General features: G+C 72.5%; 12 protein-coding genes. 4 read left to right on the top strand and 8 right to left on the bottom strand.

Annotated features, from left to right (window positions below):
- Positions 1-4 precede the first annotated feature (4 nt).
- The gene (locus tag ACQPZW_RS24020) at positions 5-607 is read right to left on the bottom strand and encodes a nitroreductase family protein (RefSeq protein ID WP_433797175.1); all 603 of its coding nucleotides are present in this window, start codon (positions 605-607) and stop codon (positions 5-7) included.
- Positions 608-650: 43 nt separating this feature from the next.
- Complete coding sequence (locus tag ACQPZW_RS24015; protein WP_433797611.1) at positions 651-1,316, bottom strand: response regulator transcription factor; 666 nt, start codon at positions 1,314-1,316, stop codon at positions 651-653.
- A 27-nt stretch (positions 1,317-1,343) separates the two neighbouring features.
- Here ACQPZW_RS24015 and ACQPZW_RS24010 point away from each other — a divergent pair, with 27 nt between their 5' ends.
- The 4 genes from ACQPZW_RS24010 to ACQPZW_RS23995 all read left to right on the top strand — a co-directional run bounded on the left by ACQPZW_RS24010 (position 1,344) and on the right by ACQPZW_RS23995 (position 7,665).
- A complete protein-coding gene (locus ACQPZW_RS24010; RefSeq protein WP_433797174.1) occupies positions 1,344-1,922 on the top strand; it encodes a hypothetical protein in 579 nt (192 codons plus the stop codon).
- 197 nt (positions 1,923-2,119) lie between these two features.
- Positions 2,120-4,972 (top strand): M28 family peptidase, encoded by a 2,853-nt coding sequence (locus tag ACQPZW_RS24005; RefSeq protein ID WP_433797609.1) that lies wholly within the window; start codon positions 2,120-2,122, stop codon positions 4,970-4,972.
- Between the two features lie 68 nt (positions 4,973-5,040).
- Positions 5,041-6,396 (top strand): ATP-binding protein, encoded by a 1,356-nt coding sequence (locus ACQPZW_RS24000; protein WP_433797173.1) that lies wholly within the window; start codon positions 5,041-5,043, stop codon positions 6,394-6,396.
- An 84-nt stretch (positions 6,397-6,480) separates the two neighbouring features.
- Positions 6,481-7,665 carry a S8 family peptidase gene (locus ACQPZW_RS23995; protein ID WP_433797172.1) on the top strand — a complete coding sequence of 395 codons (1,185 nt, stop codon included), beginning with the start codon at positions 6,481-6,483 and terminating at the stop codon, positions 7,663-7,665.
- A 52-nt stretch (positions 7,666-7,717) separates the two neighbouring features.
- Here ACQPZW_RS23995 and ACQPZW_RS23990 read toward each other — a convergent pair whose 3' ends face one another.
- The 6 genes from ACQPZW_RS23990 to ACQPZW_RS23965 form a co-directional block, all read right to left on the bottom strand.
- Entirely contained in the window at positions 7,718-10,204 is a 2,487-nt protein-coding gene (locus ACQPZW_RS23990) for an FtsX-like permease family protein (RefSeq protein WP_433797171.1), read from the bottom strand.
- A complete protein-coding gene (locus ACQPZW_RS23985; protein WP_433797170.1) occupies positions 10,201-10,878 on the bottom strand; it encodes an ABC transporter ATP-binding protein in 678 nt (225 codons plus the stop codon). Before ACQPZW_RS23985 ends, ACQPZW_RS23990 begins: the two co-directional genes overlap by 4 nt.
- Positions 10,878-11,279: a hypothetical protein gene (locus tag ACQPZW_RS23980; protein WP_433797169.1), complete on the bottom strand. Its 402-nt coding sequence runs from the start codon at positions 11,277-11,279 to the stop codon at positions 10,878-10,880. Before ACQPZW_RS23980 ends, ACQPZW_RS23985 begins: the two co-directional genes overlap by 1 nt.
- An 82-nt stretch (positions 11,280-11,361) precedes the next feature.
- Positions 11,362-11,964, bottom strand: coding sequence for a response regulator (locus tag ACQPZW_RS23975; protein ID WP_433797607.1), 603 nt, complete (start codon positions 11,962-11,964; stop codon positions 11,362-11,364).
- Positions 11,965-12,017: 53 nt separating this feature from the next.
- Positions 12,018-13,169: a sensor histidine kinase gene (locus ACQPZW_RS23970; protein WP_433797168.1), complete on the bottom strand. Its 1,152-nt coding sequence runs from the start codon at positions 13,167-13,169 to the stop codon at positions 12,018-12,020.
- A gap of 15 nt (positions 13,170-13,184) precedes the next feature.
- Positions 13,185-16,703 (bottom strand): PAS domain S-box protein, encoded by a 3,519-nt coding sequence (locus ACQPZW_RS23965; RefSeq protein ID WP_433797167.1) that lies wholly within the window; start codon positions 16,701-16,703, stop codon positions 13,185-13,187.
- Between the last annotated feature and the right edge of the window lie 60 nt (positions 16,704-16,763).

The raw sequence follows: 16,763 nt of genomic DNA, 5'->3' as shown, positions 1-16,763 counted from the left end.
GACCTCATCGCAGCCAGGAGACCAGATCGTCGATCGGTTTGCGGCGGGCGGCCAGTCTCGCCACCGGCACACCCGGATCGTCGGCCGGGTAGCCCACGGTGACCACCCCGGCCAGGGCCACGTCGCCGGGAAGCCCGGCGACCGCCGACAGCGCCGCCAGCTCCGCCGGGAACGCCGGGCTGTAGAAGCCGCTGGCCAGACCCTCGTTCGCGGCGGCCAGCTGGAGCAGCGTGAACAGCGCCCCCGAGTCGAACCACCAGAACGGCACCGGCCACGGGATCTCCTCCGCGCCGGACTCCAGCTTGTCCGCCTCGGTGTACCGCTCGTGGTACGACGCCTCCCGGATGCCGAGGACCAGCTGCACCGGCGCCCGGGAGATCCACGGCGGGAAGCCCTTCTCCAGATACCACGACTCGGCGATCGCGGCCAGCTCGGCCCGCTTGGCCGGGTCGGTGACGACCACGATGCGGTGGCCCTGGCTGAACCCGGCGCTGGGCGCCCGGTGCACCACCTTCACCACCCGTTCGACGATCTCGTCGGGAACCGGGTCCGGCCGGTAGTCGCGAACCATCCGCCGCCCGCGGAGCACCTGATTGAATTCGGCCATCCGGCGACGTTAGCGAATCCGCGCCCCCGGTGGGGACCGCGCCTCACCGGCCGGGTGGCGACAGGCGGATCCCCACCCCGCGCACGGTGTGCAGATACCGTGGCTGCGCGGCCCGTTCGCCGAGCTTGCGCCGCAGCCACGTCACGTGCACGTCGACGGTCTCCAGCGACCGGCTCTCCGGCCACACCTCCCCGAGCAGCTGCTGCCGCGACACCACCGTGCCGGCCCGCTCCATCAGGTAGGCGAGCAGGTCGAACTCGAGCCGCGACAGTTGCAGCGGCACCCCGTCGAGTGACGCCGTGCGCGCCTGCGGGTCGAGCGCCAGCCCGCCCACCACGAGCCCGGCCGCCGTGGTCCCGCGGCCCCGGCGCAGCATGGCCGCGATCCGGGCCTCGATCTGCTCGGCCGAGTACGGCTTGACCACGTAGTCGTCGGCGCCGGCCCGCAGCAGCCGGATCATCTCGCTCTCCGCCTCGCGCGCGGTGGCCACCACGATCGGCACCTGGGAGGTCAGCCGGATCCGGCTGAGCACGGCCGCGCCGTCGAGGTCGGGCAGCCCGAGGTCGAGCACCACCACGTCCGGCTCACGGGCGGCGATCTCCCGCAGGCCGTCGAGGGCGGTCGCACACAGCCGTACCTCATGGCCGGTCGCGGTCAGCAACCGGCCGATCGCCTCCCGGACGTCGACGTCGTCCTCGATCACCAGCACCTCGGGCATTGCGCCAGCGTATCGGTCATGCAGAATGTGCCGATGATCCGGAGCTGGAGATATGTCGCGGGATGGCTCGCCGTGACGGTCACCGCGGTCACCGTCTCCTGGTTCGGGGTCCGGCTCGGCGTGGCCCCGGCGCTCACCGACGAGCCCCCGGTCGCCATCGACGTGAACCGGCGCTACACCGAGATCCGCTTCGGACTGGCCGAGACCGAGCCGCCACCGCCGTCACCGTCGCCCCCGTCGTCGCCGAGCCCGTCGGCCAGCCCGTCGAAGGCACGCCCGTCGCGCACCCCGGCCCGCACGGCGACGACGAAACCGCCACCGTCGCCGTCACCGACACCGAGTGCCGAGCCGTCGGCCGTGGACCGGCGGCCCCGTTACCGGGTCAGCGCCGACGGCGGGTCGATCATCGTCGCCTTCTCGTCGACCCGGGTGGACATCGTCGACGCCGACCCGCTGACCGGCTACACCGCCACCGGCTCACGCCGCAGCGACACCGTGGTCGTCGCCCGGCTCTCCGGGCCCGGTCACACGTCGGTCATCACCGCCTACTGGAGCGGCGGCCCGGCGGCGCAGGTCATCGAGGAGTTCGGGTCCTGAACCCGACCGGCGCATCGACCGTCGTCGGCGCGTCGTTACCGGGCCGATAGCAAACCTTCCGGCGCTCTTAAGGCAGGCACGGCGAGACTCCCACGGCACACAGAGATCGACTTCAAGCCTTGGGAGGATCGTCAGTGAGGCGTTCCCGCAGCAGAAAGGCGCTGCGCGTCACCGCGCTGGGCAGCGTCACACTGGTCATGCTCGGCCTCGGGGCGGCGTACAGCGCCGGATACTCGGGTGTCGGGGAGATCCCGGAGCCGGACTTCTCCGACGGTGGCGCGGTCAGCTCCGCGGCCGCCGCCGACCAGTACGTGACCGGCACGTCGACCGGGTTCACCAAGGACCCCGACGCCACCTACACCCGCCAGTCGGTGACCACCACGACACGCGGCCTGAACTACGTGAGCTACTCCCGTACCCACAAAGGCCTTCCGGTCTTCGTCGGCGGCGACGTCGTCGTCGTGACCGACGCCAAGGGCACCGTGAGGAGCGGCACCACGGCCGGGAAGGTCCAGGTCGCGACCACGCCGAAGGTGACCGCGGCCAAGGCGGAGAAGGTCTCGCTGCTCATCCACCCCGGCACCGTCAGCGGCGAGCCGAGACTCGGCGTCATCGCCGGCGACGACGGCGACCGCCTGGTCTGGGAGGTCGTGGTCGAGGGCGACGACAGCCGCGCCCACGCCTACGTCGACGCGCGGACCGGGAAGTACGCCGGATCCTGGGACGAGATCACCGGTGGCACCGGGCAGGGCCACTACGGCGGTCAGGTGACCATCGGCACCACCACCGGCTCCGGCGGCTTCGAGATGCGCGACCCGGCCCGCGGCGGCATGCGCACCCTCAACGACCGCACCGGCCAGATCCTCACCGACGCCGACGACAAGTGGGGCACCGGCGCAGGCAGCGACATCACCACCGGCGGCGTCGACACCCAGTACGCCGGCGGCGTCCTCTGGGACATGCTCAAGGCCCGGTTCAACCGCAACGGCATCGACGGCAAGGGCGGCGCCGCGACGATGTTCGTCGGCCTCACCGACGTCAACGCCTTCTACAGCTGCGCCGGTACGGGCGACGCCAACCGCGACCAGACGAAGTACGGCCGGACCAGCGACGGAGCCCGCCAGGTCAACTCGGTCGACGTCGTCGCCCACGAGCTCGGCCACGGCGTCTTCTGCCACACCCCCGGCGGCAGCCGCGGCACCACCAACGAGACCGGCGGCCTGAACGAGGCGACCGGCGACATCTTCGGCACCATGGCCGAGCACTTCGCCGCGAACCCGAACGACCCGGCCGACTTCCTCGTCGGCGAGGAGGTGAACCTCTCCGGCCGCGGCCCGATCCGCAACATGTTCAACCCGTCGGCCGTCGGCGACCCGAACTGCTGGTCGTCGAAGATCCCGACCACCGAGGTGCACTCCGCCGCCGGGCCGCTCAACCACTGGTTCTACCTGGCCTCCGAGGGCTCCGCCCCGGCCGGGAAGCCCGCCAGCACCACCTGCAACGGCGCCAAGGTGACCGGCATCGGGCTGTGGCTGGCCGGCGAGATCTTCTACCACGCGCTGCTGCGCAAGACGTCCGGCTGGACCTACAGCAAGGCCCGCAAAGCCACCCTGGAGGCCACCCTGTCGCTGCACCCGGACAGCTGCACCGAGTTCACCGCGATCAAGGCCGCCTGGGACGCCGTCAGCGTGCCCGCCCAGGGTGATCCCACCTGCGCCGTGGCCGCCCCGCAGCCGACCCAGCCGACCCCGCCGACCCCATCGGCCACCACGTCGACGCCTCCCGTTTCGGCGTCGCCGTCCGTCACCCCCACCTCCGGCCCGACCGCCACCCCGGCGAAGGCGGCCGACATCGACGTCGCCGCGCTGCGCGCCGACATCACCGAGTTCGCCCGCATCGCCAAGGCCAACAACGGCACCCGCGCGCACGGAACGACCGGTTACAAGGCCTCCCTCGACTACCTCAAGCAGCGCCTGGACGCGGCCGGATACACCACCCGCGTCCAGCAGTTCACCCACGCCGGCAAGACGGGCCACAACCTGATCGCCGACCTGCCCGGGCGTGGCGACCCCAACCGGGTCGTCATGCTCGGGGCGCACCTCGACAGCGTCTCCCAGGGCGCCGGCATCAACGACAACGCCTCCGGCTCGGCCGGGATCCTCGAGGTCGCCCTGGCCTACGCCGCCTCCGGCGCCGACGGCGACTCCGGCATCCGGTTCGGCTGGTGGGGCGCCGAGGAGGCCGGTCTGGTCGGCTCCAAGGCGTACGTGTCCTCACTCGGCACCGCCGAGCGGGCGAAGATCACCGCGTACCTGAACTTCGACATGATCGGCTCCCCGAACCCCGGCTACTTCGTCTACGGCGACGACAGCAGGGGCACGGCCATCGCCGCCGCGCTGAACGCCGGATTCGCCGCCGAGGGCATCGAACCCGAGCCGACCGACATCAAGGGCCGCTCCGACCACGCCTCCTTCAAGGCCGCGGGCATCCCGACCGGCGGCACCGCCACCCTGAGCCTGGCCCCGGCGATGACCCAGGCCGAGGCCGACAAGTGGGACGGTGAGGCGGGCAAGCCGTACGACCCCTGCTACCACTCCGCCTGTGACGGCGCCGGGAACGTCGACTTCGACGCCCTCGACGCGCACACCGACGTCGCCGCGTACGCCGCCTGGACCCTGACCGGGGTGAAGGCGCCCGCCGAGACGGCCTCGACACGGGTCGAGAACCCGGCCGACTTCGCGATCCGTGACCGCGCGGCGATCGAGTCGCCGATCACCGTGCAGCGCACCGGCCCGGCGCCGGCCACGCTCAAGGTCGACGTCAGCATCCGGCACGGGTTCCGCGGCGACCTGGAGATCGACCTGATCGCCCCGGACGGCACCGCCTACCGGATCAAGAAGTCCAGCCGGTTCGACAGCGCCGACGACGTCCAGGTCAGCCAGACCGTCGACGCCTCCGGCGAGCAGGCCTCCGGCACCTGGAAGCTGCGAGTCCGAGACCTCTACTCCGGCGACACCGGAACGCTCGACTCGTGGGCGCTGACGTTCTGATCAGCGCACGCCGGGCGTACCCCTCCCTATGGTGGGGTGCGCCCGGTCCGGCTATGGTCGGCGGTCCGATGAGACGCAGCTACGTACTGGTCGCCCTCGCCGTCACCACCCTGGTGGCGCTGGCGTTCGTCATCCCCCTGGCGCTGCTGGTGCACAGCGCCGTGCAGGACCGCGCCATGCGCGAGGCCGAGCGCCAGGCCCTCGGCCTGTCCGCCGTCGTGGTCGTCGCCACCGACCGGGAGCTCGTCCTCAACTCGATCATGAGCACCCGGGCCGGGCAGAACGGCGAGCTCGCCGCCCACCTGCCCACCCTCGGCACGGTCGGCGTCACCCGGGCCGGTGAGGGGGCCGTCGCCCAGGTCCGGCAGCGGGAGACCGCCGGCGCCATCGGCATCGACGGCGGTCGCGTCTACCTGCGCCCGGTCGCCCTCCCGCAGGGCCTGATCGCCGTCATCGAGGTCTTCGTCCCCGACACGTCACTGCGCGCCGGAGTCGGCACCGCCGTGCTCGTGCTGCTGGTCGAGGCGATCGTCCTGGTCGGGCTCTGCATGGTCCTCGCCGACCGCCTGGCGGCCCGGATCGTCCGCGCCACCCGCGACCTGGCACGCACCGCCACCAGCCTCGGAGGAGGTCAACTTCATGCCCGGGTACGCCCCAGCGGCCCCCGCGAGATCGAGGAGGTCGGGTCGGCCCTGAACCTGCTCGGCGACCGTTTCCTGGAGCTGCTCGCCAAGGAGCGGGCGCTCGCCGCGAACCTGTCCCACCGCCTGCGGGTGCCGCTCACCGCGTTGCGCCTGAACGCCGAGGCCCTGCCCGCCGGTGACGACCGGGACCGCCAGTTGCGCGTCGTCGACCGCCTGGAGCACGAGATCAGCGCCGTAATCAGCGAAGCCGGCCGTCCACTGGCCGCCCGCCCCCGCCTGCACTGCGACCTGGGTGCCGTGGTCACCGACCGGACCGCGTTCTGGGGCGCCCTAGCCGAGGACCAGGGCCGCCCCTGGCAGGCCGACCCGCCCCCCGACGGGATCACCGTGCCGGCCGCCTGGTCGCGGGTCACCGAGGCCCTCGACGTGCTGCTCGGCAACGTGTTCCACCACACCGGCGAGGACGCCGCCTGCCGGGTCGCCGTCGTCCGTGCCGAGGAGTCCGCCACCGTGATCGTCGACGACGCCGGCCCCGGCTTCGCCGACCCGGAGGCCGCCCTGGCCCGCGGCGCCAGCGGGGCCGACTCCACCGGCCTGGGCCTGGACATCGCCCAGCGCCTGGCCACCGAGACGGGCGGCTCTTTCGCCGTCACCCGCAACGAGTGGGGCGGCGCCCGGGTCAGCCTCACCCTCGGCGTCGTCTCCGGCGACACCGCCGAGGCCGTCCCGTCCCGGCGCCGGTGGTGGCGCACTCTCGGCGGCGCGCACGCCCGTCCGTGAAATTCGGAGGCATTCACAGGCTTCAATCAGGCTGTTAGCTTCACGGGACGTGGTTGCGTGACCACCCAGAGTCGGGAGGTTCCCTTGCGCACAACCGTTCGACGAAGCATCGCTGCTACCGCCGCTGCCGTCCTCGCCGCCCTCGGGCTGTCCACCGGCGCCCAGGCCGCCCCGCCCGAAGCCGACATCCTCACGGTGCCGGGCGCCGAAGTCGTGAAGGACAGCTACATCGTCGTCCTCAAGTCCGGCCGGATCGCCCGTACCGTCGCCGCCGAACATCAGGCCACCCCGCTCCAGACGTACACCAGGGTCTTCAACGGTTTCTCGGCGACCATGACGGCGCGCAAGGCGCGGCAGGTCGCCGCCGACCCGGACGTGGCGTTCGTGCAGCCCAACGTGATCCACCGGATCTCCGACACGCAGAACAACCCGCCGTCCTACGGCCTGGACCGCATCGACCAGCGCAACCGGCCGGTGAACGCCGCCTACACCTACAACACCACCGCCGCGAACGTGCGCGCCTACATCATCGACACCGGCGTCCGCACCACCCACCAGGACTTCGGCGGGCGCGCGAGCAGCGGCTTCGACGCGATCGACGGCGGTACGGCCGACGACTGCAACGGCCACGGCACGCACGTCGCCGGAACCGTCGGCGGCGGCGCCTACGGTGTCGCCAAAGGTGTGCAACTCGTCGGCGTGCGGGTGCTCAACTGCGAGGGCAGCGGCACCACCGCCCAGGTCGTGGCCGGCATCGAATGGGTGACCGCGAACGCCGTCAAACCGGCGGTGGCCAACATGAGCCTCGGTGGGGGAGCCGACACCGCCCTGGACAACGCGGTCAGCGCGTCGATCACGTCCGGGATCAGCTACTCGATCGCCGCCGGCAACGGGTTCCTCGGCCTGTTCGCCCTGGACGCCTGCACCCAGTCACCGGCCCGGGTCCCGGCCGCGATCACCGTGTCGGCGACCAACAGCAGCGACGCGAAACCGTCCTGGGCCAACCGCGGCACGTGCGTGGACGTGTTCGCACCCGGCATCAACATCCCGTCGACGTGGAACACCAACGACACCGCCACCAACACGATCAGCGGCACGTCGATGGCCACCCCGCACGTCACCGGGGCGACCGCCCTCTACCTGGCCACCCACCCGGCGGACACCCCGGCGCAGGTGCAGGCCGCGATCGTCGGCACCGCCACCACCGGGGTGGTGACCAGCCCCGGCTCCGGCTCCCCGAACCGGCTGCTCTACACGGCGGCCTTCTGACCGGACCCGCATCCGGCGGGAGGGCGGCCGGCGCCCTCCCGCCGCATGTCCGTCAGTCGGCGGCCAGGGCCGCCACCGGGCTGACCCGGGCCGCCCGGCGGGCCGGCAGCAGGCCGGCCAGGACCGTGATCGCGGCTGTGACCAGCGCGATCGCGGCCAGGCGCCCGGCCGGGAGCGTCAACGGCAGGTCCAGGCGCAGCGACTCCAGGGCCAGCCACGCCATCGGCACGCCCAGCGCGATGCCGAGCACCGCCCCGATCAGGCCGTACAGCCCGGCCTCCATGCCGATCATCAACCGCAGCCGGGCCCTGGTCAGGCCCAGCGCGCGGGCCAGCCCGAACTCCTGGGTGCGTTCCAGCACCGACAGCCCGGTGGTGGTGCCCACTCCGACCGCCGCGATCAGCACGGTCAGCCCGAGCAGCCCGACCGCCGCCGCGAACAGCGACGACACCTCGCCGTCGGCCTTGTCGCGTTCGTCGGCCAGCACCGCCACCTCGGCACCGGCCGGAGCGCCGGCACTGCGGAAGGCGGCCAGCGCCTCGTCCCGGCCGCCGGTGGCGATGTCGGCGAGCACCCCGGCCGACGCGCCACCGAGGGCGTCCAGGTCGGCGGGGGTCAGGACCGCGCCCATCCGCAGCGGCCCGTCCCCGGTCAGGATCGCCACCACCTCGGCTCGCACCGTGCCGCCGGAGCGCAGCGTCACCACGTCACCGACAGCGGCGCCGAGGTCGGTCGCCGCCGTCGCCGACAGGACGACCTTGCCCGGCCCGAGCGCCGTGACCTGCCCGGCGGACGCCGCCAGGGTGCGTAGCAGCGGCATCGCGGCCAGGTCGACCGCGATCGCACCGTGCGAGAACCCGCCGTCGGTGGCGCTGAAGTCGGCGATCCGGAACGGTGTGACGTCCCGGAACCGCGAGTCGGCACGCAGTTCCGCGACCACGTCGTCGAGCCCGCCCCGGCCCTCGGCGAACATGGCCAGGTCGGCGGGGGTACGGGAGGCCATCGTCCGGTCGGTCCACAGTTGCAGGCTGGAGATGCCCACGACCGTTCCGGCCAGCATGGTCACGCCGAGCGCGACCACCACCGACACCGCCGCCGCCCGGCGGGGCGTGCCGCCGATGCCGCTGACCGCGAGCCGCCCGGCGGGACCGAACCGCCGCAGCGGCCACCCGGCCACCGCGAGGATCGGGCGGATCAGTACCGGGCCGAGCGCGATGAGCGCACCGAACCCGAACGCGCCGGTCCCGACGAGGTAGAGCAGCGCCTCGGAGGAACCCATGCTGCGCACGGTCAGCCAGGCGATGCCCCCGGTCACCGCCACCAGCAGCAGGCCGGCCACCAGCCGCGGCGCGGTGATGCCGCGTTCGGCGGCCAGGGTGCTCGCACTGCGCAGCGCCTGCAACGGCGACACCCCGGCCGCCGCGAAGGCGGGGGCGAGCACGGCCCCGGCGGTCAGCAGCCCGGCGCCGAGCACCACGGCCACCGCGGCGCCCACCGGCACACCGGGCGCGGACACGGTGCGCCCGAACAACCCGGCCGCGGCCGGTGCGGCGAACCCGGCGGCCTGGGCCAGCAGCACCCCGACGGTGCCGGTGACCAGACCGACCACCGCACCCTCGACGGCCAGGGCGACCACCAACTGGTTGCGCTGGGCGCCGATCGCGCGCAGCAGTGCCAACTGCCGCAGCCGCTGCGCGAACACGATCCGGAACGTGGAGGTGGCCACCAGCGCGGCGGCCACGACGGCGATCGCCACGAACATCGCCACCAGGGCGAACAGCTGGTCGAACTGCTGCACCGCGGCGCGTGCCTCGCGGACCCGCATGCTGTCGCCGGTCGTGATGCTGACGTAGGCGGTCGGGTCGCGTAGCAGCCGCTCCGACATCCCGCTGATCATCGCCGGGATGTCGGCGCCGGGCGCGGCGAGCACGTCCACCCGGGGGAAGCCGGGCTCGCCGCTGAGCGCGGCGACCATCTGATCCGGTGCCCAGGCGCGTTCGGCGGAGTCCTGCGGCCCGTCGACGATCCCGGTCACGGTGACCGTCACCGGTTTGCCCGAGCGGTCGGAGGTGTTGAGCCGCAGCGTGCCACCGGCGGTCACGCCGAGCCGTCCGGCGGCCCGCCGGTCCACCGCGATCTGCCGCGGCGCCGCCGGATAGGTGCCGGAGACCAGGGTGATGCGGGACAGGGGACCGGTGCCCGGGTCGGCGAGCAGGTCGAGGTCGCTGCCGGAGGACGCGTCGCCGACGGTGAAGGACGTGGTGACCCGGCCCGCCACCTGGGCCACCCCGGCGGTGGTACGGATAGCGGCGACCTGCTCCGGGTTGAGCGGTTCACCGCCGGTGGTGTACGCGACGACGCTGACCGCCTCAGGTGTCGCACTGAACGTGTCCAGGGTGGTCCGGGTGACGATGGCGTACGCCAGCACCGTCCCGAACACCACGAACGCCGCCACCAGCACCGACAACCCGGTCATCAGCAGCCGTCCCGGACGGCGCAGCACCCCGCTGAGCTGGGTGCGCAACACGATCGCGGTCATCGGGTGGTGTCCTCGACGATGCGGCCGTCGGCGAGCACGAGCAGGCGGTCGGCGTACCCGGCGGCGTTCGGGTCGTGGGTGACCATGACGACGGTCTGGCCGAGCCGGTGCACCGAGTCGCGCAGGAAGCCGAGGACCTCGGTGCCGGACCGGGAGTCGAGGTTGCCGGTCGGCTCGTCGGCGAAGATCACGTCGGGGCGGGTGCTCAGTGCCCGGGCCAGGGCGACGCGCTGCTGCTGGCCGCCGGACAGCTCGGACGGGCGGTGCCCGAGCCGGTCGCCGATGCCGAGGACGTCGATGACGTGGTCGAACAGGTCCTGATCGACGGCCCGGCCGGCCAGTTCGGCGGGCAGGGTGATGTTCTGCCGGGCGGTCAGAGCCGGGAGCAGGTTGAACGCCTGGAACACGAAGCCGATCCGGTCGCGGCGTACCCCGGTCAGTGCCCGGTCGGTCAGGCCGGTCAGCTCGGTGTCGCCGATCCTGACGGTGCCGCTGGTGACGGTGTCCAGTCCGGCCAGACAGTGCATGAAGGTGGACTTGCCGGACCCGGACGCGCCCATGATCGCGGTGAACCGGCCGCGGTCGAACGTGGCCGACACCCCGTCGAGGGCACGGACCGCGCCGGGGCCGGTCCCGTAGACCTTGACCAGGTCGGTGGCGGTGACGGCGGACATCAGAAGACGATCTTCGGTACGCGCAGGTCGACGCCGCTGTCCTCGCAGTGCCCGATGGCCAGCTCGGTGATCTCGTCGAGCGTGCCCGGGTCCGGTCGCGACGGGTCGCCGGTGGCGCGGACCCGGGACCAGTACACGTACCGGGCGACCTCGGTGCTGATCCCGTCGTTCTCCATCTGGGTGTAGCGGACCTGCCGGATCTGCTGCTCCCACGCTTCGGCCTGGGCGGCGTCGGTGGGCGGGGTCTGCGCCTTGTCGATCAGCTGCTGGGCCAGGGTGCAGTCGGCGGCCGACGCGGCGGTGGGACCGAACCGTTTGTCCCACAGGTAGTTCACGCCGAACGCGACACCGGCAAGGATGATCGCGGTCAGGATTCCGAAGGTGATGTGCTTGCTGTTCACGACAGTGATTCTTCGGTGTCCGGCGGGTCCGGCGCATTGCCGCCAGAGCAGATCCCCGGCGCCGCCGTGTACGACTCAGGTCTTACACACCCGGTTTGACCAGGCCGATCTCGTAGGCGAACACGACGGCCTGGACCCGGTCCCGGAGGCCCAGTTTAGTCAGGATCCGCCCGAAATGCGTCTTGACCGTGCCCTCGGCGACGAACAGCCGGGCGGCGATCTCGGTGTTCGACAGCCCGGCCGCGACCAGTTCGAGAACCTCACGCTCCCGCTCGGTCAGGGCGGCCAGCCGCTCGTCGGCACGGCCCGGCAGGGTCAGCTGGCCGGCGAACCGATCCAGCAGCGCCCGGGTGATCCGCGGCGCGACCACCGACTCGCCCGCCGCGACCACCCGGATCGCCGCGAGCAGCTGTTCCGGCGGCGCGTTCTTGAGCAGGAAGCCGCTCGCCCCGGCCTGGAGTGCGGCGAACGCGTCCTCGTCGGTGTCGAAGGTCGTCAGCACCAGCACGCGCGGGCCGTCCGGGCCGGCGCAGATCCGGCGGGTCGCCTCCACCCCGTCCATCACCGGCATCCGGACGTCCATCACCACCACGTCCGCCTCGGTGCGGGCCAGCAGCGCGACCGCCTCGGCGCCGTCGCCGGCCTCGCCGACCACCTCCATGTCGGGCTGTGCCGACAGCACCATGACGAACCCGGCCCGGACGAGTGCCTGATCGTCGACCAGCAGAACCCGAATGCTCACCGTGCCTCCTTCAGCGGGATCGTGGCCCGCACCCGCCAGCCGCCGTCCGGACCGGGACCGGCCGTGATCTGCCCGCCGTGCACCGCCACCCGCTCGCGCATCCCGAGCAGCCCGTTGCCGCCTGCCCCGCCGGTCGTGGCCGCCCGCTTCCCGCCGCCGTCGTCGCTGACCTCCAGCACCGCCCGGCCCGGCTCGACGGCCAGCGTGGCCATGACCTTCGCCCCCGTCCCGGCGTGCCGCAGCGTGTTGGTCAGTGACTCCTGCACGATCCGGAACACGGTCAGCTCGTCGGCCGCCGCCAGCCGGCCGATCTCGCCGTCGATCCGCACGTCGACACCCAGACCGGCGGTCCGGGCCCGTTCCACGAGCGCGTCGAACCGGGCGAGCCCGCGGCGCCGCCGGTTCTGCGGGTCGTCGTCGCCGGCGTCGCGCAGCACGGCGACGATCCGGTGCATGTCGTCCAGCGCCTCGCGGCCGGTGGCGGCGACCGTGCGCATCGCCTCCCGGGCCTGCCCGGTGTCGGTGTCGACCACGTACGTCGCGCCGTCGGCCTGGGCGATCATCACGGCCAGGCTGTGTGCCACCACGTCGTGCAACTCCCGGGCGATGAAGGCGCGCTCGTCGGCGGCCGCGATCCGGGCGAGATGATCCCGCTCCCGTTCGGCGGTGGCCGTCCGCTCCCGGTTGGTGCGGAACACGTAGGCGAACAGCCACAGCGCGCCGCACCCGGCCAGCGCGGCGGTCTGCTCGGCGAGGTACGGGTAGTCGAGCAGCGAACCGGACCACTCCTGCTCGGCCTGGACCAGCGCGGACACCGCCACGCCCAGCGCGACCACCGCCCCGGAGCCGAAGACCGCCGGCCGGGAACCGGAGTGGACCACCACCGCGGTCATCGCCACGAGCAGCGCCACGTCGTACGCCGCCGGAACCGTCGCAGCGACCCCCACCTGGACCAGCGCAAGGACCGTGACCAGCGCGAACACCCGGACCGGTGCGAAGCGCCGGGCGATCAGCGCGGCCGCCATGGCGACGCCGATCAGCACGTCCCACCAGGAGGCGTCGCGGTACTGCGCGGCGATGGTGGCGACCACCGTCGCGATGATCAGATCCCACAGCACGCGCAGTTGAGGGATCCAGCGACCGGGCATCGGACCACCATAGACTCAGACGTGCGTCCAGTGGTCCAGGGCGGCACGCAGCTTGTCCGGGTCGATCGGTTTGGCCAGGAAGTCGTCCATGCCGGCCTGCAGCGCCCGCCGCCGGTCCTCGGCCAGGACACCGGCGGTCATCGCGATGATCGGGGTGTGATGGCCGGGGTCCTCGTTGGCGCGCAGCTGCTCGGTGGCCTGGTAACCGTCGAGCCGGGGCATCTGGCAGTCCATCAGGATGGCCACGTAGTCACCGGTGGCGGCCAGTTCGACGGCCTCGGCACCGTTGGCCGCGACGTCGGTGTCGTAGCCGAGCCCGGCCAGGGTGTCGACCGCGACCAGCTGGTTGATCTCGTTGTCCTCGGCGAGCAGGATCCGCCCGCGCGGCTCGCCCGCCGGTGCGGGTGACGGCCCGTCCCGTTCCTCGTGGGCCGGGCCGACCGGCCCGAACCGGGACATCAGGTAGTCGAAGAGCACCGACGGGCCGAGCGGCTTGGCCAGCACGTCGACCCCGGTGTGGTCGGTGAGCCGGTGTTCGGTGGACGGGTCACGGCTCAGCAGCACACAGAACGGTCGCGGGTCGATCTCCGGCTGCGCGCCCATCACGGTGATCAGCTCGACGCCGTCCAACCGGGTCAGGTGGTGATCGATGACGGCGATGTCGTGCGGCTCGCCACGGCGGCACGCCTGCCCCAGCTGGTCGAGCGCGGCTGTGGCACTGTCGGCGACGGTGACCCGCATGCCCCACGCCTGGACGTGCTCGGTCAAAAAGCTGCGGCTCGTCGGGTTGGAGTCGGCGATCAGCAGCCGGCGACCGGCCAGGCTCCGGTGCCGCCGGTGCGGATCCGCCGCCGGCTGCACGATCTCGAGCGGCAGCGTGAAGTGGAACCGGCTGCCGTGGCCGGGCCGGCTGTCGACGTGCAGGGTGCCGCCCATCAGTTCGACGAGTTGCCGGCTGATGGCCAGGCCCAGGCCGGTGCCGCCGAATTCGCGGCTGTTGGTGGCGTCGGCCTGGGTGAACGGCTCGAACATCCGGGAGATCTGGCCGGCGTCGATGCCGATGCCGGTGTCGGCGACGCTGAAGTCGTAGCGCCGCCGGTCACCGTCGTCGGGGCCGCGGCCGTCCGGGTCGACCCGGATGACGATCTCGCCCCGGTGGGTGAACTTGACCGCGTTGCCGACCAGGTTCAGCAGTACCTGCCGCAGCCGGCCCTCGTCGCCGTGGACGGTGACCGGCAGGTCGGGCGGGTAGCAGCCGATGATCTCGATGGCCTTGTCGCGGGCCGCGGCGGCCCCCGCGTGGGCGACCTGTTCCAGCAGGTCACCGAGGTCGAAGTCCTGTTCGGTGAGGGTGATCTTGCCGGCTTCGATCTTGGAGAAGTCGAGGATGTCGTTGATGATCGCCAGCAGGGCCTGCGCCGAGGCGCGGATCGACTCGCCGTACCGGCGCTGCACTGGCTGCAGCGGGGTGTCCAGCAGCAGCTTGGTCAGGCCGATCACCCCGTTCATCGGGGTCCGGATCTCGTGGCTGACCATGGCCACGAACTGTGACTTGGCCGCCGCCGCGGCCAGCGCCTCGTCCCGTGCGGCGGCCAGCGCCTTCTCGGTGCGCTGCCGTTCGGAGACGTCCCGGATCGCCGCCGACACCAGTAGGCCCTCCTCGGTGTCGAGCGGGGCGATGGTGATCTCGACCGGGAACTCGCTGCCGTCCCGGCGCAGCGCGCTGAGTTCGCGGCCGACCCCCATCCGGCGTGAAACCGGGTCCTCGAGGTAGTGGCGCATGTCCTCCGCGTGCCGGGTGTGCAGCCGCGCCGGGATGAGAGTGTGCACCGGTCGGCCCACCAGGTCCGCGTCAGCCCAGCCGAAGAGGCGTTCGGTCTGTTCGTTGACCAGCCGGATGACACCGTCGGCGCCGACGATCACCATGGCGTCCGGAGCGCTGAAGACCAGTTGCCGGAATCGCTGCTCGGCACGCTTGGCCTCGGTGACGTCGCGGGCCACGGCGTAGATGCAGGCGCCGTCCTCGGCGGGGGTGGCGTTCCAGGCCAGCCACCGGTAGCCGCCGTCGCGCGTGCGGTAGCGGTTCTCGAACGAGATCGTCGGCATCAGTCCGTCGACCAGGGAGCTGTTCTGGGCCACGGTGCGATCGACGTCGTCGGGGTGGATGAACTCCAGGTACGGCCGGCTGGTCAGCTCCTCGGCGGTCCAGCCCAGCACCTCGGTCCAGGGCGGGTTGATCCGGGTGAAGATCCCGTCGCGCGACGCCATGCACATCAGGTCCCGCGACAGGGTGAAGAAGTGGTCCAGCTCCTCGGCCATCTGCCGGCGTTGGGCCTGCTCCCGGTCCCGTTCGGTGAGATCGCGGTAGGTGACGATGAGGATGCTGACCTGTCCGGCCGGGGCGATCGGGTGGATGCTCGCCAGCACCGGCAGGTCGGTGCCGTTGCGGTGGCGCAGGTTTGCGCCGAAGTCGGAGCTGCGGCCCGACTCCAGCACGTGCTTCAGTTGCCGGGCGCAGTTGTCCGAGCCCTCGGGCGGCCACCACGGGTACGGGGGCCGCGACCCGATGGCCTCGCCGGCGGGGAAGCCGGTGATCTGCGTCCAGCGCTCGTTGACCCGTAACACGGTCCCGTCCGGGGCGACCGCCATCACGCCCTCGATCAGCGCGGTGAGCACGGTGTCGCTGAAGTCGTGCTGTTCCCGCAGCTCGGCGATGAGCCTCAGCCGCCCGGCGTCGGCGTCGTTGAGCATGTGCCCGGCCCGCAGCAGCACCAGATAGAGGGTCAGCAGCAGCACGCTGACGACGATGTTCGCGACCACGCCCTCCAGGTCGATGTGGTTGCGTTTCATCACCGCCAGCGACAGCCCGAGCAGCACCACGACCGCGGCCACCGTCGGCGCGAGCCGCCGTACCGTCCGGCTGCCGAGCCGTCCGCTGCCGAAGATCTGCACCGCCAGTGCGCCGGGGCGGCTGATCGTCACGGCCAGCGCCAGCAGCAGCAGCGCCGCCTGGGTGCCCGGTGGAGTGATCCGCGCGGGGGTGTCCCAGTAGAGGGCGGCCAGGCCGAGCAGAGCGGCGAACGCGGCGACTCCCATGACCAGCGCCGCGGCGGCGGCCAGCAGCTGCGCCGGCAGGTGGCCCCGGCGCCTGCCGTTCTCCATCAGCAGCAGGGCCAGACCGATCAGCAGGAACGCGACCGGCGACCGCATCGGCGGCTGGCCCGTCGCGGTCGTGGCGAGGTTGTCCGCCAGCGTGGAGACCGCGCTGCCGGCGACGAACACCGCGATCAGGCGGACCGCCCACCGCTGCCGGGTGCCGGCGCGCACCGGTCCGGCGATCAGCAGCGCGATGGCGGCGGCGCACGTCATCACCGCGCTGGGCAGCGACATCAGTTGCTCGCCGGGCAGATGCCGCGCCAGGCGCAGGCTCAGCAGGTTGTCGACCAGTCCGAACACGCCGAGCAGCAGCGCGGTGATCGTCGCGGTGCGCCACAGTCGGCCCCGGCGCGTCCGCCTGCTCGAAGAAACCGTCACGCCACCAGGGTCACCAATAAACTGCGAGCACAGGACGCGTTCACGCAACTATGCGCAGGG

It is taken from the genome of Actinoplanes sp. CA-252034 (assembly GCF_050956125.1).
Lineage (GTDB): Bacteria > Actinomycetota > Actinomycetes > Mycobacteriales > Micromonosporaceae > Actinoplanes.
This window is presented reverse-complemented; position numbering and strand designations above follow the sequence as displayed.

What these genes read in the sequence shown, in the direction of transcription:
- ACQPZW_RS23985 (WP_433797170.1), bottom strand. Translation starts at nt 10,878, where the DNA reads ATGTCCGCCGTCACCGCCACCGACCTGGTCAAGGTCTACGGGACCGGC.
- ACQPZW_RS23975 (WP_433797607.1), bottom strand. Translation starts at nt 11,964, where the DNA reads ATGGTGCTGTCGGCACAGCCCGACATGGAGGTGGTCGGCGAGGCCGGC.
- ACQPZW_RS24020 (WP_433797175.1), bottom strand. Translation starts at nt 607, where the DNA reads ATGGCCGAATTCAATCAGGTGCTCCGCGGGCGGCGGATGGTTCGCGAC.
- ACQPZW_RS23970 (WP_433797168.1), bottom strand. Translation starts at nt 13,169, where the DNA reads ATGCCCGGTCGCTGGATCCCTCAACTGCGCGTGCTGTGGGATCTGATC.
- ACQPZW_RS24000 (WP_433797173.1), top strand. Translation starts at nt 5,041, where the DNA reads ATGAGACGCAGCTACGTACTGGTCGCCCTCGCCGTCACCACCCTGGTG.
- ACQPZW_RS23990 (WP_433797171.1), bottom strand. Translation starts at nt 10,204, where the DNA reads ATGACCGCGATCGTGTTGCGCACCCAGCTCAGCGGGGTGCTGCGCCGT.
- ACQPZW_RS24010 (WP_433797174.1), top strand. Translation starts at nt 1,344, where the DNA reads ATGCAGAATGTGCCGATGATCCGGAGCTGGAGATATGTCGCGGGATGG.
- ACQPZW_RS24005 (WP_433797609.1), top strand. Translation starts at nt 2,120, where the DNA reads ATGCTCGGCCTCGGGGCGGCGTACAGCGCCGGATACTCGGGTGTCGGG.